At 37.4% G+C, this 20,970-nt stretch carries 14 protein-coding genes, 1 pseudogene and 1 other annotated feature; of the genes and pseudogenes, 4 read left to right on the top strand and 11 right to left on the bottom strand.

Annotated elements, in window-relative coordinates; all coding sequences use genetic code 11:
- Positions 1 to 62 precede the first annotated feature (62 nt).
- The 9 genes from pheT to IGJ37_RS04425 all read right to left on the bottom strand — a co-directional run bounded on the left by pheT (position 63) and on the right by IGJ37_RS04425 (position 15,488).
- The gene (gene pheT / locus IGJ37_RS04465; protein WP_325814720.1) at positions 63 to 2,486 is read right to left on the bottom strand and encodes a phenylalanine--tRNA ligase subunit beta; all 2,424 of its coding nucleotides are present in this window, start codon (positions 2,484 to 2,486) and stop codon (positions 63 to 65) included.
- 7 nt (positions 2,487 to 2,493) lie between these two features.
- Positions 2,494 to 3,540, bottom strand: coding sequence for a phenylalanine--tRNA ligase subunit alpha (gene pheS / locus IGJ37_RS04460; protein WP_002360588.1), 1,047 nt, complete (start codon positions 3,538 to 3,540; stop codon positions 2,494 to 2,496).
- Positions 3,541 to 3,596: 56 nt separating this feature from the next.
- Positions 3,597 to 3,815 (bottom strand) — a binding site (T-box leader).
- Positions 3,816 to 3,858: 43 nt separating this feature from the next.
- Positions 3,859 to 4,203: a winged helix-turn-helix transcriptional regulator gene (locus tag IGJ37_RS04455; RefSeq protein ID WP_002358035.1), complete on the bottom strand. Its 345-nt coding sequence runs from the start codon at positions 4,201 to 4,203 to the stop codon at positions 3,859 to 3,861.
- Positions 4,204 to 4,272: 69 nt separating this feature from the next.
- Positions 4,273 to 8,067 (bottom strand): helicase-exonuclease AddAB subunit AddA, encoded by a 3,795-nt coding sequence (gene addA, locus IGJ37_RS04450; RefSeq protein WP_325814719.1) that lies wholly within the window; start codon positions 8,065 to 8,067, stop codon positions 4,273 to 4,275.
- Complete coding sequence (locus IGJ37_RS04445) at positions 8,060 to 11,650, bottom strand: PD-(D/E)XK nuclease family protein (RefSeq protein ID WP_174120958.1); 3,591 nt, start codon at positions 11,648 to 11,650, stop codon at positions 8,060 to 8,062. Before IGJ37_RS04445 ends, addA begins: the two co-directional genes overlap by 8 nt.
- A 110-nt stretch (positions 11,651 to 11,760) precedes the next feature.
- Entirely contained in the window at positions 11,761 to 12,309 is a 549-nt protein-coding gene (gene lepB / locus IGJ37_RS04440; RefSeq protein WP_002358039.1) for a signal peptidase I, read from the bottom strand.
- Between the two features lie 220 nt (positions 12,310 to 12,529).
- Positions 12,530 to 13,249, bottom strand: a complete 720-nt coding sequence (locus IGJ37_RS04435; RefSeq protein ID WP_002361597.1) for a LutC/YkgG family protein — start codon at positions 13,247 to 13,249, stop codon at positions 12,530 to 12,532.
- The gene (locus tag IGJ37_RS04430; protein ID WP_002360595.1) at positions 13,242 to 14,714 is read right to left on the bottom strand and encodes a LutB/LldF family L-lactate oxidation iron-sulfur protein; all 1,473 of its coding nucleotides are present in this window, start codon (positions 14,712 to 14,714) and stop codon (positions 13,242 to 13,244) included. Before IGJ37_RS04430 ends, IGJ37_RS04435 begins: the two co-directional genes overlap by 8 nt.
- Positions 14,715 to 14,726: 12 nt before the next feature.
- Positions 14,727 to 15,488 carry a (Fe-S)-binding protein gene (locus IGJ37_RS04425; protein ID WP_002360596.1) on the bottom strand — a complete coding sequence of 254 codons (762 nt, stop codon included), beginning with the start codon at positions 15,486 to 15,488 and terminating at the stop codon, positions 14,727 to 14,729.
- 368 nt (positions 15,489 to 15,856) lie between these two features.
- Between IGJ37_RS04425 and IGJ37_RS04420 the strand changes: the two genes are divergently transcribed.
- From IGJ37_RS04420 to IGJ37_RS04405, 4 genes are all read left to right on the top strand, one after another.
- Entirely contained in the window at positions 15,857 to 16,144 is a 288-nt protein-coding gene (locus tag IGJ37_RS04420) for a hypothetical protein (RefSeq protein ID WP_002393431.1), read from the top strand.
- A 180-nt stretch (positions 16,145 to 16,324) separates the two neighbouring features.
- On the top strand, positions 16,325 to 16,510 hold the full coding sequence (locus IGJ37_RS04415) for a hypothetical protein (protein WP_002358046.1): 186 nt from the start codon (positions 16,325 to 16,327) through the stop codon (positions 16,508 to 16,510).
- Positions 16,511 to 16,680: 170 nt separating this feature from the next.
- On the top strand, positions 16,681 to 18,033 hold the full coding sequence (locus tag IGJ37_RS04410; RefSeq protein ID WP_002404447.1) for an amino acid permease: 1,353 nt from the start codon (positions 16,681 to 16,683) through the stop codon (positions 18,031 to 18,033).
- Positions 18,034 to 18,142: 109 nt separating this feature from the next.
- Positions 18,143 to 18,589: a YxeA family protein gene (locus IGJ37_RS04405; protein ID WP_325814718.1), complete on the top strand. Its 447-nt coding sequence runs from the start codon at positions 18,143 to 18,145 to the stop codon at positions 18,587 to 18,589.
- Here IGJ37_RS04405 and IGJ37_RS04400 read toward each other — a convergent pair.
- Both IGJ37_RS04400 and IGJ37_RS04395 read right to left on the bottom strand, forming a co-directional pair.
- Positions 18,541 to 19,275, bottom strand: coding sequence for a class I SAM-dependent methyltransferase (locus tag IGJ37_RS04400; protein ID WP_016634745.1), 735 nt, complete (start codon positions 19,273 to 19,275; stop codon positions 18,541 to 18,543). The two genes, IGJ37_RS04405 and IGJ37_RS04400, sit on opposite strands and share 49 nt — an antisense overlap.
- A 69-nt stretch (positions 19,276 to 19,344) precedes the next feature.
- A pseudogene (locus IGJ37_RS04395) lies at positions 19,345 to 20,939 on the bottom strand (ATP-binding cassette domain-containing protein).
- Positions 20,940 to 20,970: the final 31 nt, after the last annotated feature.

The following is a 20,970-nucleotide window of genomic DNA, read 5'->3' as shown; positions in this document are numbered from 1 at the left end:
TTAAGATTTAGAAAGTGGGGCATAAGTCATTTCGACTTATGCCCCACTTTCCTGTTTTTATTTTATCTTACTTCTACTTGATGTTTTTCAATTAGCGCTTTTTCAACTTTTTCCATTGAACGGTTAATTTCTTCATCCACTAATGTCGCTTCTGCATTAACGAAAGTTAAACTATACGCCATTGATTTTTTGCCAGCGCCTAGTTTTTTACCTTGATATACATCAAATAAATGAATCTCTTTCAAATATTTACCTGCGTTATCTGAAATAGTTTTAACTAGTTCTTGATTAGTAACTGTTTCATCGACTAATAAAGCAATATCTCGTGAAACTGCTGGGAATTTAGAAACTGCTTCATAAGTAACCCCGCCTGCTTCTGTGGCTACTAATTGTTGCAAGTTTAATTCAGCAACATATGTTTCAGGAATATCGTACGCTTTTGCTGTCGTTGGGTGAACTTGTCCGACAAAACCAACCACTTCATCTTCTAAATAAATCCATGCTGTCCGGCCTGGATGCATTTCTGGAATCGCCGTTGTCGCTTGATAACTGATTTTTTCTGTTAATCCTAAAACAGCTACAATACTTTCCACTAAGCCTTTTACTGTATAAAAATCAACGGCTGTTGCTTTTGTTTGCCAATCTTTAACCATTGTATTACCAGTTAAAGCAAGTGCTAAGTGATTTTCTTCTGTAGGTAAATTTTTTGTTGGATCTTCTGTTTGGTAGAAAACGCGTCCTACTTCGTAGAAGGCGATATTATTATTTTTACGTGCCACATTGTATGCGACATCATCTAATAAACCAGAAATTAAGTTCATACGTAACACAGAACGCTCTTCACTCATTGGCCATTGCAAACGTGTTGTTTGACTTTCTTTCATCATAAATTGACGGGATTTTTCTTCTGTTGTCAACGCATAGCTGATGGCTTCACTCGTACCATGACCTTCCAGTAAGCTCTTTAATTGGCGCGTAACATGTTGTGCTTTGGTTAGACTTCCAGCAACTGTTTCTCCACTTGGCAATGTTGAAGGTAAATGATCATATCCATAAATGCGCGCCACTTCTTCAATAATATCTGCTTCAATTGCAATATCCCAACGTCTTGGTGGAATCGTAATTTCATATGCGCCTTGATTTACTTCATAAGCAAAACCGAGTGCTTCAAAAATTTCATTCACCGTTGCTTCATCTAATGCAGTGCCTAAATATTGGTTGATTCGCTCTAAAGTCACAGCTACCTGCGCTTCTTTAACGGCCACTTCAGAACCAACTGCAGTGCCTGAGACCACTGTTCCGTTGGCTAACTCTGCAATCATCGCGGCTGCCACATCACAAGCTAGCCCAACTGTCGCTTGGTTGATGCCTTTTTCAAATCTACTTGAAGATTCACTCCGTAAATTGAATTGTTTAGACGTTTTGCGAATAGACAATGGATTGAACAATGCCGCTTCTAAAGCCACAGTTGTTGTTTCTTGACTGATTTCAGAATTAGCCCCACCCATTACTCCGGCTAAGCCGACAGGCGTTTTTCCATTCGTAATGACGATATTTTCTTCTGTTAATTGACGTGTTTCACCATCTAATGTAATTAGTTCTTCTGCTGCTGTTGCTCGACGAACCAAGATTTCTTTGCTATCTAATTTTTGATAATCAAATGCATGCAATGGTTGACCAAATAATAATAAAATATAATTTGTCACGTCCACCACATTGTTAATCGGACGGATTCCTTCATTCATCAATCGATTTTGCAACCACTGAGGACTTTCTGCAATCGTCACATCTTTAATGACACGAATTTGATACGCTGGTGCATCTTGTGAATCTTCAACAGTCACTGTTACGTAATTTCCCACGTTATCTGAAGCATCTTCTTTGAGTTCGGGATCATTAAACTGAGGCGTTTGACGATAAATTGCGCCAACTTCATAGGCTACCCCTCTCATACTTAGTGCATCTGCACGGTTTGGTGTAATTGATAATTCAATAATCGCATCATCCATGTCTAAATAAGGGAAAACAGGTGTCCCATTCACTGCTTCTTGAGGTAAATAATAAATCCCTTCAGCGTAGGCTTTTGGTACGACATTATCTGAATACCCTAGCTCTTCTAACGAACAAATCATTCCGTTAGAGACTTCGCCACGCATTTTACCTTTTTTAATTTTTTGATTTCCTGCAATTCTTGAACCAGGTAACGCTACGATGACTTTAATTCCTGCTTTTACATTTGGTGCTCCACAAACAATTTGTGACAATTCTTCTTCACCGATGTCTACTTGGCAAATTGATAAATGGTCAGAGTTTGGATGAGGAACACATTCTTTTACTTCACCGACAACAATTTTCTTTAATCCTTCTTCAGGTACAGCAACTCCCTCAACTTCGATACCTGTCACAGACATTTTGTCCGCTAATTCTTGCGGAGTAACGTTTGAAAGATTAACATATTCATTTAACCATTTATAAGAAACTAACATTTTTCAACTACTCCTTTACCTTGAATTGATTTAAGAAACGTAAATCATTTTGATAAAAATTACGGATATCATTTACACCGTAACGTAACATAGCAACGCGATCTGGTCCTAAGCCAAAGGCAAAGCCTGAGTACTCTGTTGGATCAATCCCTGACATTTGTAACACATCTGGATGAACCATCCCCGCACCTAAAATTTCAATCCAACCTGTATGTTTGCAGACGTTACAACCTGCGCCGCCACATTTAAAACAGCTAACATCTACTTCGACTGAAGGTTCTGTAAAAGGGAAATAGCTAGGACGTAAACGAATTTTACGATCTTCACCAAACATTTTTTTCATCATGACTTCTAACGTCCCTTTTAAATCACCCATTGTGACATTTTTATCGACAACAAGGCCTTCAATCTGATGGAATTGGTGACTATGTGTCGCATCATCTGTATCACGACGGAATACTTTCCCAGGAGAAATCATTCGTAATGCACCTTTTGAAAAATCGTGTTTTTCCATTGTTCGAGCTTGAACTGGTGAAGTATGCGTACGAATTAACATCTCATCTGAAATATAAAACGTATCTTGCATGTCGCGTGCCGGATGATCTTTTGGTAGATTCATGCGTTCGAAATTATAATGATCGGATTCTACTTCGTATCCTTCCACTACTTGATAACCCATGCCTAAGAAAATATCTTCAATCTCTTCCATAACTTGTGTCAAAATATGACGTGTGCCTTGAGGCATTTGTTTTCCAGGTAAAGTTACATCTAAACTTTCTTCTTTTAGTGCCGCATTTAACGCTTCGTTTTCTAAAACAACTTTGCGCGCTTCAATTGCTTCTGTTAATAAATCACGAATTTCATTTGCAAAGCCCCCCACCACTGGTCGTTCTTCTGGTGAAAGGTTTTTCATGTCTCTTAATACTTCGGTGATTGGTCCTTTTTTTCCTAATGTTTCTACGCGAATTTGGTTTAATTCTTTTAAAGTAGCAACTTGTGCGATTTCTTTGAGCGTATTGTCTCTAAGAGCTTCTAATTGCGCTTGTAATGTCATTATGCGTTCCCCTCTATCTTTTATTTAAACTAAAAAAAACGATAACCCATTCCTTTCAAAGGAACGAGCTATCGTGTTACCATCCTAATTCATAACAAATTGTTGTCATGCACTCATTTCATTTAACGGCAATTACCGGTTTGCTTTCTTCTTGAAAACAAACAAACTCAGGAAGTGAATTTCGCTTGGTGACTGTGTAAATCAGCTTCCAGTCTCTGGCTGACTCTCCCTAAAACACGTCAATTCAAACTACTTGTTTCCATCACTGTTTTTTTAGTTATTTAATTACGTTTAGTTTACAAGAAGTTTTGCTTGCGGTCAACTGCATTCTTCGTCTTTTACCCATTTTTCTGCCCAATGTTGAATTTGTTCCATTGCTAATTGCAAGTCTTCGCCTTTTTCGGTTAGGAAATATTCTAAGCGATTTCCTTCACCGCAACGAACAGCTTTGGTGATAATTCCTTCAGCTTCTAGTTCCTTCAATCGCTCTACTAAGACACGATCACTTAACATTGGAATTTTTTCTTTTAATTCGCCAAAACGTTGAGGACCTCGTTCTAATAAAACATCAATAATTAAACCATTCCATTTTTTACCAAGTATTGAAAATGATTTTTCAAATTTGGGACAAAGTACAAACGATTCTGTTTTTACTTTTTCCATCTTCCTCACCTCTTCAATGAGTATAGCACATTCCTTACAAAATGTAAGTGTTTCTGCTTCTAATTTTTTCTACTTTATAAAATCTACAACATTTCCTGTCTGCATGTCAATAATTACTCCTCCATTTAATAAAATTAAATAGACGTGCGACACCTCTTTATGCGTTGCCTCTTGTAGTGCTCTACGATAAAGATTCATCTGTCCGCGATACCGTTCGACAATTTCAGAAATCGCTTGGGGAGAGGTGCTTTTTACATGATCGGTTTTATAGTCATACAAAATGCATTGATTGTCTAATTCGATATAGCCATCAATAATCCCATGAATTAATAAATCATCTTGTGACGTTTCTGGATAATTTTGAATGAGCTCTTCTGCTTCAATCAGCATAGAAAAAGGTTGTTCCCTTCTAACGGTTTGATGGTGTTGAATCAATTGTTTTCCTAGGGCGGTGTCAAAGAAGGCCACGATTTGTTCCAGATTCATTTTTTCAGCAATTGCTGGTAAAATCAATTTATTTTCCACTAAGCGTTCTTGAACAGCTCGCACTTCCTCGTAAGAAGGTTGCTTACTTAAATCAATTAGTTGTAATAAATAATGGGTTGCTGTCCCAATTTCAGCTGCTGAGGGCGCTTGAACCGTATCTAAAAATTTAGGCTTACTTAAATCTCCTTCAATCATTCGATTGACAATCAACGGTTGCGCTTGAATAGTATTGTCTTCCCGAACCTCAATTTTACCAATTTCTTTGTTATCGGGGTCATCAAATACTCGCTTGATTTCAGAAACAGACTGATAACTGGTAGTCCGAGTAGCCACTTCAAACGGATAATTGAAACTTAACCGTGCAAGACCACGATTGATTTTGTCAGCAGATAATTGCGCTTTTTCGGCTAAATCCTCTGCTTGTCTTTCTGGCAATTGTAATTGCTGAATGGCTGCTCGTAGTTGTTCTTCGTTGAACCACTGAATATGAAAGTTAGCTGGGTGCTTTTTGACTTGCGGAACGTTACTTACTACTACTTCTTGCTGATATTCATCGGCTTTTTGATGGCGTACCAATGTCATCCCAACCCAATTCATTAAACTACTTTTACTTTGCAAGCGATTTTCAGCTGGTAGCACCAGTGTTTCCACATCGCCAACTTTCAGCCACTCTTTCCACATTGCCGCTTGGTCTTTATAGGAGCCCACCAGAAAAAGTTTTTGTTCTGCACGTGTCAACGCCACATATAACTTCCGCATTTCTTCGGATAGTAATTTTCTCAATCGTACTTGTTTAATCGCCAAAAATGGTAAAGTATCGTACATAACTCGTTCTTCAGGTTGTAAATAACGAATGCCTACCCCTAAATTTTCTTCAAAGATATAGCGTTCATTCAAATCACTGACATTAAATTCTTTGGTCATATCTAAAACGAATACCACCGGAAATTCTAACCCTTTACTAGCGTGAATCGTCATGACGCGTACGGCATTCTCTTCACTTAAAACGACTGGTTCTGCTAAATCTTTGTCTTTTTCTTGCATTTTTTCGATGAAGCGAACAAATTGAAATAATCCGTGGAAGGTTGTTTTTTCATACGCCGCGGCCCGATCGACCAACGCATATAAATTGGCTTGGCGTTGTTTGCCAACAGGCAACCCGCCAACATAATCAAGGTAGGCCGTTTCTCGATAAATCGTCCACAGCAAGGTGCTAATCTGGTTGCGTCGAGCCTGTTCCCGCCATTTTTCTAATGATTCAGCAAAACGTATAGTTTTTTCCTGAACAACTGCTTCCTCCATGGTTGGTTCCATCTTTTGATTAAACGTTAAAAATGCTTCGTAGTAACTGGTTTCCTTATTAGCCAAACGAATAAGCACTAATTCGTTTTCTTTTAATCCAACAATTGGTGAACGTAACACAGCTGCCAAAGGAATGTCTTGATAGGGATTATCAATCAATTGAAGCAAGGCAATCATTGTACGAATTTCCGTTGCTTGGAAATAATTTTGAGCATCATTGACTTGAACTGGAATTTCTAATGATTTAAAAACATCTAAAATAGTTAAATTATTTTTCTTTGTAGGCGTTAATAAGACAATATCTTGATAAGTAATCGGTCGATCCGTTTTCAGCTTTTTATCATAAATTAAGAAATTTTGGTCAATTAATTCACGAATTTTCAAAGCAGTAACGTAAAGTTCCCCTTCTGTCTTATCTTCAATCAACAACTCAGGGGATTGTAATTCTGGAAATTCAACTGATTCTGTTGCTTTTTTTTCATAAATTAGCAATTCAGTTGAATAATCAGCCGCCTCCGAAAATTGATCAAAGCCATGAAGCAAAGCGGCTGACTCATCGTAAGCAATTTGGCCCACTCGCTCATCCATTAATTGACTAAATACTAAATTCGTAAAGTCTAAAACGTCTTTGCGGGAACGAAAATTTTCAGCTAGAATAATTCGTTTGCCCTCTTTGCCTTGCCCATACTGATTGTATTTTTCAATAAACAACGTAGGATCTGCCAAGCGGAAAGAATAAATAGACTGTTTCACATCCCCTACCATAAAAAGGTTTCCTTCTGCGCTAAGCGGGCGGCGCAACCAATACAAAATAGATTCTTGTAATTGATTGATATCTTGGTATTCATCGACTAACACTTCATCAAATTTTTCGCGATAGTAAAGAGAGGCTTCTGATGCATGCCAGCCATCTGCCTGATTTTTCGCTAAAATAGCTAACGTATAATGTTCTAAATCGTTAAAATCCACTAAATTTTTAAGCCGTTTTTCTGTGCCATAGGCCTCCATAAATTGTTTCCCCACGTGAGCCATTTCTTGAACAATGGGCGTGGCCTCTTTCAAGACTTGTTTCATGGCATCTGGAGAAAGTGTAAACAGTTGCTTTTTCAAATCATTTAACGCTTTTTTATTTTGTTCTCGTAACTGTTTGGCTTGTTCCGCGGTTGGTTTCAACTCTTCGGCACGAACCGTTGGGTAGCGGTCAAAGCTTAACAATTCAGTCAAATTATAGGCGCTTTCTAAATCATTTCTCTCTAAAAATTGTAAAAATTGTTTTGTTTGTTCCTTTTCATTTTGAGCTAAATACCAAATCTTTTGAAGTTTCTCTTCGCCCTCTGTTAAGGTCACCATTTCTTCGTAACGCTGAAGAGTTCGTTGTAACGTCTCAACGGCTAGCGGTTTTAAATACGTCTGAAATAACGTTGATTCGCCTAGCTGATCCCCTACTTCGTAGGCTTGTGTTAAGCCATTAATCCACGCCTCTGGATCAGGATTGGCTTTGGCAAATTCATAAAAAGAAAAAATTAAGTTAGTGAGTCCGTCATCACTACGATCATTGGAAAAATTCGCTGTTAATTGGTAAAATTCTTCTTGATTTTCCGCATAAAATTGTTCACGTAATGCATCCCAAACATCTTCTTTTAATAACAATGTTTCTGTTTCATCTGTTAACATCCGAAAAACTGGATCTATGTCAATTAAATAATAAAAACGACGAATAACAGTTAAACAAAAGGCATGTAACGTGCTGATATTGGCTGTTGGCAAAAGAGCAATTTGACGAGAAAAATGCCGTCTTCTTTCTGGATCTTGTTCTTCATTCATTGCCTTTTGTAAAGCCACTTGGATACGTTCTTTCATCTCACGGGCGGCGGCTTCAGTGTACGTCACAATCAAGAGACGATCGATATCGACGCCGCTTTTGACTTTTTCAATGACACGGCGGACTAAAACAGTGGTTTTTCCTGAGCCAGCCGAAGCAGAAACTAAGATATTTTCATCGCCATCAAACACCGCTTGCCATTGACTGTCGGTGAATTGCTCATTGGCTGGACGTAGTGGAATTGTTTTACTCATCTTCGGTTGCTCCTTCCTCATCTTTGTTTAACAAGCGCGCCATAATTTCCTCTTTGGATAAATTCTCAATACGATGATAATTATTTTCTTTTAGCATCACATCAAAATCACAGACACTTCGAAACGGACAATAGCGACAAGCAATCCGTTCCTTGCCTTGATAAGCGGGATTAAGTTGAACTTCGCCGCCAATAATTTGATTCCCCGCTTCAATAAATTTATTTCGGTTATGGGAAAGCAACGCGCCTAATTCTGGTTCTGTCACAAATTTATCTTCTTGGCGACGACCAGGTTTAATTTGTTCTTTGGCGGATTCTTCAATCGGAAACAGCAACGAACTTTGTTTAGCTTGCAGACTCGTATCTAAATGATCCAATAAATCTGGGTCTTTCATCAAAAGACCATCAAACTGATATTTTTTAAGCATTTGTTGTTCAATGTCGTCTTTGCCTTCATAAGATAATGTAGGATTGTGTACATGCAGATAAAGTGAGCCAGCAGGTTTAGCTTCTTGACCAACTAATTGCACAGCATCCATTAAAGCCACATCCAAGTACGTCAGCATTTGCATGGCTAAGCCGTAATACGCTTCTGTCATATTAAATTTACGGTGACTCGATTTATAATCAATCACACCTAAATAGGTTGATTCGGGTGTAACCAATTGATCAATCCGGTCGATTTTCCCCCGAACATGAATTTTCCCTTGATTTTTTAATGGTAATTCCAAACCAGAAATTCCTTTTTTAGCGGCAATTTGGCCAAATAACACTTCTGTTTGAACAGTCGTCATGCCACTTCGTTGGCTTTGACGTTTCAGCGCCCAACTGACTTTTTTAATTGTTTGACTCAATTGATAGCGAATATAGTTCATGCGACTAGAGGTCGTTAATACAGAAAAACGCGCATCCCCTAAAATACTATTTAGCACTTCCTCCGCCAATAAATTGACTTCCTGATCGGTTAATTCAGATAAGTTCCGTTGATTCATAATCAATAATTTAAAGAACTGATCCAATGCTTCATGGAAAAATTCCCCTGTAGCTGCTGGCGAAAGCCCAAAGACATCTCTTTCTTTCAAACGTAAGCCATAGCGAGAAAAGTATTGATACTGACAGCGATAAAAACTCTCCATCCGAGAAACGGACGTATAAATATCTTTACCATATAAAGGTTCTGCTAAGACCTCATCAATCTTTTCAGGAATATTTTGATGCGTTAAACTTTCGAAAACTTGCTTGGCTAGCGGCGCAATTGATTGGTTCATTAGCGCTTTTTCCATATTTAACCAGAAAGGCAACAATGCTTCTTGTGTTTCTTTCCGTTGTCTTTTCAAACGCGTTAATTCACCGATTAACGTCCGATACGTACTAATATGGGCTAAACTGGTCGTTTCATCATCGAAAATGGTTGTTTCATTTTTTTCAAAAACGGGCAAGTTTAAATCTTTTTGGATATTTTTAAAATAAGGAGACGGTTTGACTTCTTGAGCGGTGTCTTTAACACTTGGATAGGTTAAATATAACCGTTCTCGCGCAGAAGAAAAGACGAGATACGCAACATAAGGTTCTTGCGCAATTTTGCGTCCGGTTGTCCCACGTAAATATTGGTTTTCCGTTAACGTATCATTGATTGTCTGACGTTCTTCATCAGACAACAGTGTTTTATTTTCAATCTTTTGTGGAAAAATTTCTTCCGTCATCCCAATAGCAAAAGTAACCTTGGCAGCGCCAGGTCGAGTTAAATCCATTGCGCGAACTTGTACTTGGTCAATCGCTGTCGGCACTTTACTATAGTGCAAACCTTCCAAGCCACTAACAAATATTTCTTGAAACGTTGTAAAATCAAACGAACTTTCTCCGTAAACAGTGACGTATTCATCTAGTAACGACATCAATGCATCCCAAGTCTGTTCATGGTTACGAGCTGTTTCTAGTTGACCTGCTTCGATAGCTTGTAAGCGCCACATTTTTAATTGTGTTGCCACACCACTTTGCAGTAAAAAGTGATAGAAGACGGTCGCTGCTTCCAAACCAGTTTTGGCACTTATCATTGCTTGAAAGTAACTAGGTAACAGCCGTTGAAGCGATTGACGAATCGCATTTGACTCTTCTTCCATCGTAGCGACATCTTCTTGCTCTTCCGCTTCAAAATCATACCGAATAAATTCCCAATCTTTTTCTTGCGACCAATAATAACCTTCATAGCCGTATGCCAGGACCACATTTTCGGTAATATCAACTTTTCTGCGCCAAGCGTTCCGTTGGTTTAACCAATCAGTCAAGCTTTCTTCAGAAGTAGCGAGTTGATTCATTGGCATAAATAATTCCGTTCTCAAAAAACGGAGCACATCGCGATAACGATAATTGTACGAATGAATAGCAAATAAAGATTCAATCCATTCGACTAAAGGATGCCGATCCATAGCCATATCTCGGTCGACATAAACAGGAATCTCGTGTTCCGCAAAAATCGGTTCTAATAAATTTTCATAACAATCTAAATCACGAGTCAACACCTGAATTTCTTTGTACCGATACCCTTCTTCCACTACTAAACGGCGAATTTCGGTTGCAACATGTGTTAATTCTTCTTTAACGTTTTCAGCACGCCACAGAAATAAGCCATCGCCACTCCAGTCAGATGTGCTTAATGGAGGCAGGTGTTCTTGCGATTGAATCCAATAATCGTTTAATCCTTGCAAGTCTGGATTTGTAATTAATACCTCTTTCTTTTCCACATAATCTGAAAGAATCGGGATTTGCTTCTGCCTTGCTAGTTGATAAAGCTGATGATAGGTTTGTCCCGCTTCATAAAATAACGACCGCGGATCAGGTAAGTCATGCGGATATTGTTTGTCCAATACGAGGGCTACTTTCACAGAACCTGCTTGCGCCATTAGCACTTCAATCAACTTTAATTCTCTGGCAGTAAACTGCTGATAGCCTGAAATAACGAATTGAACATTCGACAAATCAACCGTTTGTAAATACTCGCTTAAATGTTGAATAATCTCCGCTGATTCATAGCCATACTGACTCATTTGTAATTGGAATCGCGTAAAAATTAACGTTAAATCTTGAAACTTAAGTTGTAAATCTTGTCCTTTAGGGTTCTCCGTTTGTTTTTCTAAAAATGGATAAAGCTCCGCAATCTCAATATTGCCTTCGCGCATTTCTTGATAAAGCTGAAATAGTTGCTGAATAAAGCCGGGCTTGTTAATTTCACCTCTAAAAATTTGTAACTCTTCTTCTGCTTCTACTAAAATTTTGCGGAAAATCATCGCAGCGCCTGCATCAGATAAAACATCTGCCGAGTAAAAAGGTGTATGTTGTAAATAGTACCAAGCCAAACGATAAAAACTAAAAACCTGCAGACGGGTACTGGTTATTGAATCAGACGTAGTTGTCTGTAATTGACGTAACTTTTGCAAGACTTGAATTTCTTGCTCAAACTTAATATGGTTCGGGACTAAATAGAATACTTCATGCTGTGCGTCTTCCTCTAGCCATTGTTTTGTCGCCTGTATAAGTGGCGCTTCTAAGTCTGCCACGGCGGTTCCTCTAATAAACTGCACACTCATGGTTTCACATCCTTTTCCTTTGCACTGCCTTTATTTTACCACAAAAGAAGGACGGAAACATGTGTTTGTTTTTACACATTTCCGTCCTTCTCTTTTACTCATTGTCTCTTTTATTGTTTTGACACTTCTGGTATTGGACCAAACCGTGAGAATGGCCACATCACAAATTTCACTTCACCCAAAATATCTTTTTTATGAATAAAACCAATGACACGACCGTCTTTTGAATTCCGTCGATTATCACCTAAAACAAAGTAGCTATCTGCTGGTACTTTTTCTTTTAATGAAAAATCGCCTGTCAAAGGTTGACCATCTGTTAAGGCTTTTTTAAATTCATCTAAATAGGGTTCGTCAACTTCTTTTCCATTGATGTACAACGTATCATCCTTGTACGCAATTGTATCTCCAGGTAAACCAATCACACGTTTAATATAATTTTTATCTGGTTCATCTGGCGCTGGGAAAGTAATAATATCGAAACGATTAATTTCTGTGTTTTTTAACGTAATTACCCGTTCACCATCTGCTAACGTTGGATCCATTGAATGACCTCTCACTACGACAGGCGTAAATACAAATTGTCTCAGTAAAAACAGACCCAAAGCTAAACAGGCAAAAAAGACGACTGTTTTAATTAATTCTTTTGATTTCAAACTCATTCCTCCAAAAACCTTATTATCTTATGTCTCATATTCTACCACAAAGTAAATCAATCCTATAGTGCTTAACACTCAATTAATTTTTATGTACGCTTTTTTTACAAAATGGTCAGAAAAAAAACGTATTTCTTTCAAATTTGATTCTTACTTTTTTGATCCTGCTCATAAAAAAAGCACAATCAATTCTAAAAAGGGCTGAATTGATTATGCTTCTAGCGTTTTAGCGATCCATCACAACCACGTAACAAACTTCTAAAGGACCATGCAACCCGACAACCAGTTGCATTTCAATATCTCCTGAATTAGAAGGCCCTGAAATAAAGTGAATCGCTGAGCCGATTTTTTCGCCTTTTTCTATTTTTTCTGTATAAAAAGCTGCTGGCTGAGTCGAACGTGGAACGAGTTTGCTAAACGGTATAATTGAAATGTAATGCTTCGGTAAAAAATGTAAGGCTCTGCCTTGTCCCGCATTGGACTCCACCACAATCGTTCCTGATTCAGCTAGTAAAAACTCAGCAAAGGCAATCGCGATATTTGCCTGAGCAGCTGTTTGAATATTCGCTTCTCGTTGCTCACTTCCAGGTTGCCATTGCTTAACAGAAACAGCCTCTAATGACTTAGCTAAATCAGCTAATCCATAGGCTTCAAAACGTGCATCTGTTGGCAATAAAAGATTGCCCCCACCAAACTCAGCAACAATTTGCTGAATCGTCGTCAGTAAATTTTCTTGTGTGGTTTCCACTAAGTTCGTGTGAATCGTTTCCACACGTTCTTTCACAATCGTTAATAGCTCTGCTGGTGTTTTATCTGCCAACTGTTCTTCTGGTAAATGATTAACTGGCTCAAATGGATGGGCCGAAACAGGCTGTTTTTCTACGCCTAATTTTTCTCGTAGATTTTGTAAAAAAGGTTCTCGATTTTGAATCGCTTCGTTAGTCATTTTTTTCACCTTCTTGATGTTTTTTGAACCAACTTCTGAAGTTTTCTGAAGATTTTGGTGGTCTTGGCAAATCACGAACATCGGTCCAACCTTTTACTAACCCTGGTCCTTTATCAAGGTAGCCCCCATGATTGTACATGTTTTCAACAGTAATGTCTTTTTGTTTACTTAAAATGCCCGCTGCAGCATGATCGACTTTCATGGCTGCTTTAAACATTGCTGGTGAACCAGTGGCTTTACCTACCATACGCATTTGGAAATCTTCAAATCCATGTTTCATTTTCAGATCATCGGTCATCACTTTACGATGTTCAATTAATAATTCGTGCAATGGAATTTTCACAGGACACGTTTCCGTACATGCCCCACAAAGACTAGACGCATAAGGCAATTCCCCAAACTGTTTATATCCACCTAAAATTGGAGAAAGCACAGCACCAATTGGTCCTGGATAAATAGAGCCATAACCGTGCCCTCCAATATGGCGATAGACCGGACAAACATTCAGACAAGACCCACAACGTATACACTGTAAGACTGGCTGAAAGGCTGTTCCTAAAGCTTTTGAACGCCCGTTATCCAAAATGACTACGTGAAATTCTTCCGGACCATCGGATTCATCCGCATTTTTTTGCCCAGCAAACGTCACATACGTTGTTAAATTTTGACCAACGGCACTTCTGGCTAAAAGGTTATCTAAAACCTCTGCTTCACGCATTGTTGGTACGATTCTTTCCATTCCCATTAACACGATTTGTGTCTTAGGAATACTGATGGTCAAATCAGCATTTCCTTCATTTGTATTTAAGTTAATTAAGCCGCTATCCGCAATAGCGAAATTACAACCTGTAATGCCAATCTCCGCTTCCAAAAAGAATTTGCGCATCACTTCTCGTGCACAGCGTGCCAAATTTACCGGGTCATTATCTCCTTGATACCCTAATTTTTTCGCAAAAACCTGACGAATCTGTTCGCGATTTTTATGAATACTTGGGAAAACAATATGTGACGGCTCATCCCAGTCATCCATTTGTAAAATGAATTCCGCCAAATCTGTTTCCATCACACTAACATCGTCTAATCCCAATAACATTGGATCTATATCGACTTCGGTCGTCACCATTGATTTAGATTTCACAATTTTTTTCGCCCTTTTTTCTAGAACCACTTGTTTCACATATTCATTGGCCTCTTCGGCGGTTTGAGCAAAAAAGACTTTGCCACCTCGTTTGGCAACGTTATCACTGAACTCTTCTAAATAGTCAGGCAGATATTGAATGGTATGTTGGCGAATTTGTTCTCCCAGTTCACGCCATTGTGGCCAATTGCCTAAAGCTTCCCGCGCACCTTCTCGTTTCTCCCATTGGGCATCTTGTGCTTTGGCGACAGCCTTTTGCATAAACACATCTTTTTTACTTTCTTCAATTCGTTCACTTAACGGCTTATTGCTCGTTGATAATCCCACAGTTCTTCCCCCTTACCCTACCGATATGATTTGCGGTTGGTCCATGCGTGCTTCATCCACTTCGTGATTAAGGACTTCTGCAATATGCATAATCTTAATCTTTTTCCCATCACGATTGAATTTACCCCCGATATTCATCAGGCAACCCATATCCGCACTAATTAAAATTTCTGCGCCTGTATCAATCACATCGTTCATTTTTTCCGTCACCATTTGTTCAGAAATAGCTGGCATTTTCACTGAAAACGTTCCGCCAAATCCGCAACAATTTTCAAGATGTCCTAAAGGAATCATTTCTAATCCTTTCACATGATCCAACAAAACAAAGGGTGATTCTCGTTCATTTAAAATTCGCGTCATATGACAAGAACGATGATAAGTGGCTTTCCCATATAGCGTTGCGCCAACATCTTTGACCCCTAAGACACGATAAAGAAACTGACTAAACTCATAAGTTCGCTCAGCTAAACGTTGTGCTTTTGGTCCATAAATAGGATCATCTGCTAAAAATTTGTGGTATTCTTTCATCATGCCGACACAAGACCCCGCAGGTCCCACCACATAATCGGCACCGTCAAAACTATCAATTTGATTCTTAAGCGTTGTCGTGCTCTCTGTCACATAGCCACTATTGTACGTTGGCTGACCACAACACGTTTGGCTTGTTGGTAAAACCGTTTCACAGCCATATCGTTCCAAAACCTCTACCATTGCTTGCCCTACATTTGGAAAAAGTAAATCCACCACGCATGTCGAAAATATACTCACTTTCACGCAAAATAACCTCCTCGTTTTCTACGAAAAGGCTCCATGAAATTAATTGGGCGGCTGTCATTAAAAGTCACTTGGCTGTCGTCTCTAACTACTTCACAGTGCCTTTTCAACAAATACGTTATTTGTAACAAAAATCTTTTTTAAAATGATTCTTATACAATAATTATTTTACCAGTATCTGGTTTTAACAGCAAACGATTCCAGAAATTTTGTGCATTTTCACACAAAAAAGGAGGCTTTTTTATAAAAGTTTCTTTTAACCCCTTTGAAATTCGTTTTTTCTGAAGAAAAGAGTGACGAAATTTTGAAATTTTGGTAAACTAAGAAAAAACGAGAAACGAGGGCCATGCATGTTCATTTCATTTAACATGTTTATTCTATTAATTGTTGCAACGATCCTAATGATTTTTCTGATTATCTATTTGACAGTCACTGGAAATGATAAAAATAATAAAAAGAAACAAAAGAAAGAAGCAAAAAGAACTACGCCAACTTCAAACAAAAAAACAACCGTTCCCCCTTCTCAGAAGCCAAATGTTGTGACTGATGTTGCAAAAAAGAGCGAGCCGGAAAAGCAAACCGTACAACGAACACAGCAACCAACCACTAGAGAAGACGAGACTTCTCAATTTACACGAAGCCAACGTCATAAATGAAAATGGGACATAAGTCGAAATGACTTATGGCCCATTTTCTAATTCTTAAGATAATCAGCTGAACAAAAAATCCGCTAGTGGTTTCACTTTTTCTTTTAATTAATGATAGTTTATTCTTCTTTTCAGGTGTATACTAAATGATTGAAAAGAGACTTTAACTAATTAGGAAGAGGTGATTTTTTGTCTGCAAAGCGGTTTATTCAATTATTCATTTGTTATGCTATTTCAATGATTGTCGCAATACTTTTAACGGACTTATTTAATTTCTCGAGTCCTATAGCTTATTTAGTAGTGGCTAGTATCATCGGCTATGTAGTCATTACTGTTCCATTAACAATTATGACTCTATTAAAAAATAAAAATTAATAAAAAAATTGAGCAATTTTAATCACTTAAATTGCTCAATTTTTTTATTTTCATAATATTTTTCACTTATTTTTTCATTTTCATTGACAGAATAGTTGTAATTGTCAGAAAATTGTATATAATAAAGAAAGTTATTTTCATATTATTTTTTTCAATTAAAGGAGAATCCTATGAGTGAAACACAACAAACAACCTTAAAAAAACAATTAAGCTCGCGCCACATTACGATGTTAGCCTTAGGGGGAGCGATTGGCGCAGGTCTTTTTAAAGGAAGTGGCGAAGCAATTGGTATTGCTGGTCCTTCTGTTTTAATCGCCTTTCTAATTGGCGGTGCTGTTCTCTTCATCGTCATGAGTGGTTTAGGAAAACTTGTTTTAGATGGCGGAGACACACATCATGGTTTGTCTGGCTTAGTTCGACCATTTTTAGGTGCACATTCTGCTGATTTTATTGATTGGGTTTATTATTCCATGTGGACAATTAATATTATCGCAGAAGCGGTTGCCGCAGCTTCCTTTTTACAACTTTGGTTTCCTAATATTCCTGCTTGGTTTTTTGTTTTCATTTTAGCTATTTTAACGACGCTCATTAATCTTTACTCGGTTCGTTTATTTGCAGAAACAGAATATTGGTTGGCGTTTGCTAAAATTAGTGTCATCATTTTGTTAATTATTTTTGGTGTTTATCTGGTGGGACAACAAATGCTAGGCAGTGGTGTCTTCCCTACTTTACAAAGTATCACCAAGCATGGTGGCTTCGCCCCACATGGCATGAAAGGTATTGTTAATTCTTTATTAGTAGTTATTTATTCTTATGGCGGTTCAGAATTAATCGCGATTACTGTCAGTGAAGCAGATGATCCTAAAAAAGCCATTCCTAAAGCGATTCGTGGTGTGATGGGACGGATTATTTCCTTCTATATCATTCCATTATTCTTACTTTTGATTATTTTCCCTTGGAATACCTTAGCAGGCACAACGGTGAGTCCATTTGTTATGGTTTTTGAAAAAATGAATATTCCTTTTGCTGCTGACATCGTAAATTTTGTGATTATTTTAGCCTTGTTTTCTTCTATTAATTCTGGGGTATACGCCTCTTCTCGCCTTTTATATTTTCGCTTAAAAGATAAAAAAGGACCCATGAGTAAACTAGCGGTTTTAAACAAGCACCAAGTACCTCAACGTTCAGTTTTCTTCTGCGCCAGTGTTTTATATCTGGGCGTTATTCTTTCTTATTTTGTTGGCGATGAATTATTTGGTTACTTAGCCGGTTCTCTCTCTTACACTGTCTTGCTAATTTGGATTTTAATTAGCGCTGCGGCGTTTGTTCTGTCTTTAAAACGAGGGTCTCTCTTTGAAAAAAGTATTAATCTCCTTGCTTTAATCATTTTAGGACTCATCTTTATTGGCATCTTATTTACAAATTCGTTAGGCGTTACTCTTTTAACAGGCCTATTGTACTTTGTTATTTTCTTTAGTTATCGTAATAAAAATGATTCCTTTCTACTCTCTGATGAAAGCTAAATAGACCAAAAAAACGAACAGTTTTGTAAGATAACTGTTCGTTTTTTCGATGTTCCATCTCCTTCTTCTTTTGCTATGCTATTTTTGTAAATTGTTAGGAGGAGAAAAAATGAAAAAAATCGGCGCTATTTTATTTATTGGCTTATTTATTGTTGGTGGTTATACAGGCTATCGTTATTATGCAGATACATATAAGGGTGAAAAAGCCTATGCACAAGTTCCTCTAGAAATTCCTGAACGAAAACAAACAGTAGATGACAATCAAAAAAGCATAGATGGCCAATATTCTTTACACTATCGACTAACTTTTGTTAAAAGTAATGGAAAAACGCAAGTTATGGACTACGAACGGACAGACAAAAATCCTCAACCTTTGGAACCAAATGCTTACATAGAAGCAACCATTAGTAAAAAAAGAATCATCCAATCTCCTGTCAAAATTGATAAAAAAGAGATTCCAGAAAAAGCTTTCGCACAATTAAATAACCGAAAAACAACCAGCGATAATCAGTCATCGCTGGTTGTTTTTTTACATGGAATAACAATTAATTCATAAATAATGGTACGCTGATTTTGCTTAATTTCATGAGAACCAAAAATTTCTTGTACGCGTTGTTCTAAAATTGGAACTGACCATTGTTCTTCAAAATAGTTGCGGAAAAAGTCTTTTGAAATAGCTTCTGATGCTTCAAAGAAAAATTTTTTTGTGAAAAAAGGTCGCTGTTCTTTTTTTAGAAATGCTTTGTATTTTGCCATCCAATTTAACTGCGGGTTGCTCTCTTGCTCAAAAGGAGAAAATAACGAATCTTGCTCTTCCACTAGCCGAAATATAAGACACCATTCCTCACTTAATTGGCACAATGCATTAACTTTTTCCGGCGTATCCAAAGCAGGATTCATCGCTGAAAAAACGACTTGAAATTTTTTCCCAGTCTCAATCAGTCTTTCTTGGCTTTGGTGAAGAAAAACAACGTTGCTTTGTGCTTTTGCTTCCGCAATCTCCAACATTCTCTGAGAAATATCGGCTAGCGTATACTCCGTGACTTGCTCTTGAAAAAAAGGTAAATATCGTCCCGTCCCACCTGCGATATCCAGAAATGTCTGACACGGAAAAATGCCTTCTTGGACCAAGAAATCACGTAATTCTCGAGCAATTGGAAATGGCGATTCTTGTTGAATTTCTTCATATTCTTCTGCAAATTCATCCCAAAATTCCGCTAATTCTTGCTCATTATTATTCATCAACAGTTGCCCCTTTCTCTCAATTCTTATAAAAAGTGTAGCAAAAGAAGCGCCAAAGAGCTAACAAGTTCACTCATTTAAATCAATAATTTCATCTACAAATCGCAGGGTTTTAGGTCGATGAGTAACCAAAATAGTCAACTTATTATGGGTAAATTTTTGTACTTCTTGTAACACTTTTTCTTCGGTCTTTTCGTCCAATGCAGAAGTCGCCTCATCTAAAATAAGGATCTCTGCTTGTGTAAATGCTAAGCGTGTAAAAGCAATCCGTTGTTTCTCGCCACCAGAAAAATTCATTCCTTTTTCACTCACAATAGTGTTTAAGCCTTCCGGTAACCGTTCATAAAGTTCCCCCAACTGAAAACGATACATAGCTTCAATTACTTGTTCATCAGAAATTTCTTGATTAAATACAATATTTTCTTTCAACGTTCCTTGAAATATTGGCACATCTTGAGATAAATAAAAAACTTTTTCATAATAATCTTCCAAATTGAATTGTGTTAGAGGAAATTGATTCACATAAACTGTCCCCTCTGTCGGCTTCAATAATCCTAAAATCAATTTAATCAGGGTAGATTTGCCTGTCCCACTTTTTCCAATCAAGCCATAGGTTTTGTTCATTGAAAATTGTCGATTTTGTTGGGACATAATCGTTTGACTATCTACGCTAAAACACACCTCTTTTAATGAAATTGTTTGAATTTCAGGTAACGCTTTGCCTGGAACCGCTAAGTCAGGATCATCTTCTTTTTTATAAAAATCTTCCAAGCGCTGATAGGCTACTTTATCCAAATTATATTGAACAAATAAAACATTAAATATGGCTATCGGCGTATAAATTCGATCGATATACATCACTATCGCTACAAGTCCACCTAAACTTAGCGTCACGACGTTAGTAAAACTAAGTACGACAATACTTACTTTGATAAGTGCAACTAACAAGGCAAAAAAGCCAAAGAAAAATTCATGGATCATAGTCATTTTTGTTATATTTTGACTATTTTCCTCTGCCATTAACGCGTAATTTTCAATCTCTTTTTTATATTTTCGATTAATTCTAAAAGTTACTAGTTCTGTCATCCCTCGTATCAAAGTAGCATTCATTGCTTCTTCAGAAATAAGTGTTTTTTCTTTCATTTTTTGTAGCGTTTTCAAAAGTATTTTGGTTAAAATAAATACAATCACATAACCAATTAGAATTGCTGGTAATAATTTTTTATCAATCAATGCTATGAAAAATAAATTAAATAACGTCTCTGGAATTAACTCTCGAAATAAGCGCCCATAAAAATTCAAGTGGATATTTCTCCCAGCTGCTGCACCAACTTCTACTTTTTGTAGTAAAGCTCCCGCTCCCAGTTTTAGATATTCTTCATAGGAAATCTTGCTCATTTTTATTAAACTTAATTTCTTCAAATAGAAATAGATGCCATTAGTTAAGTAAGCTTTCGGTTTCTGTTCACAGTAAGACAATAGCGGAATTAAAATAATTGTCGTTCCATACGCTACTAACAACCCTAGTTGGAAACTTTTTTGATAATGATCTAACAACTGTTGAAAAAATAAATTGCTAAAGCACTACATAATGAAACAATCACGCCAATCAAAATGTACCAAGTGAAGCTTTTCCGAAAGTGCGACCATATTTTTTTAGTCATTTACTCCCTCCTTTTCGAGCAGTACATACCT

This window comes from Enterococcus sp. AZ104 (assembly GCF_050546705.1).
Taxonomy (GTDB): Bacteria; Bacillota; Bacilli; order Lactobacillales; family Enterococcaceae; genus Enterococcus; species Enterococcus faecalis.
This window is presented reverse-complemented; position numbering and strand designations above follow the sequence as displayed.

What these genes read in the sequence shown, in the direction of transcription:
- lepB (WP_002358039.1), bottom strand. Translation starts at nt 12,309, where the DNA reads ATGAGTTTGAAATCAAAAGAATTAATTAAAACAGTCGTCTTTTTTGCC.
- IGJ37_RS04455 (WP_002358035.1), bottom strand. Translation starts at nt 4,203, where the DNA reads ATGGAAAAAGTAAAAACAGAATCGTTTGTACTTTGTCCCAAATTTGAA.
- addA (WP_325814719.1), bottom strand. Translation starts at nt 8,067, where the DNA reads ATGAGTAAAACAATTCCACTACGTCCAGCCAATGAGCAATTCACCGAC.
- IGJ37_RS04420 (WP_002393431.1), top strand. Translation starts at nt 15,857, where the DNA reads ATGTTTATTCTATTAATTGTTGCAACGATCCTAATGATTTTTCTGATT.
- IGJ37_RS04435 (WP_002361597.1), bottom strand. Translation starts at nt 13,249, where the DNA reads ATGACTAACGAAGCGATTCAAAATCGAGAACCTTTTTTACAAAATCTA.
- IGJ37_RS04410 (WP_002404447.1), top strand. Translation starts at nt 16,681, where the DNA reads ATGAGTGAAACACAACAAACAACCTTAAAAAAACAATTAAGCTCGCGC.
- IGJ37_RS04400 (WP_016634745.1), bottom strand. Translation starts at nt 19,275, where the DNA reads ATGAATAATAATGAGCAAGAATTAGCGGAATTTTGGGATGAATTTGCA.
- IGJ37_RS04405 (WP_325814718.1), top strand. Translation starts at nt 18,143, where the DNA reads ATGAAAAAAATCGGCGCTATTTTATTTATTGGCTTATTTATTGTTGGT.
- pheT (WP_325814720.1), bottom strand. Translation starts at nt 2,486, where the DNA reads ATGTTAGTTTCTTATAAATGGTTAAATGAATATGTTAATCTTTCAAAC.
- pheS (WP_002360588.1), bottom strand. Translation starts at nt 3,540, where the DNA reads ATGACATTACAAGCGCAATTAGAAGCTCTTAGAGACAATACGCTCAAA.
- IGJ37_RS04445 (WP_174120958.1), bottom strand. Translation starts at nt 11,650, where the DNA reads ATGAGTGTGCAGTTTATTAGAGGAACCGCCGTGGCAGACTTAGAAGCG.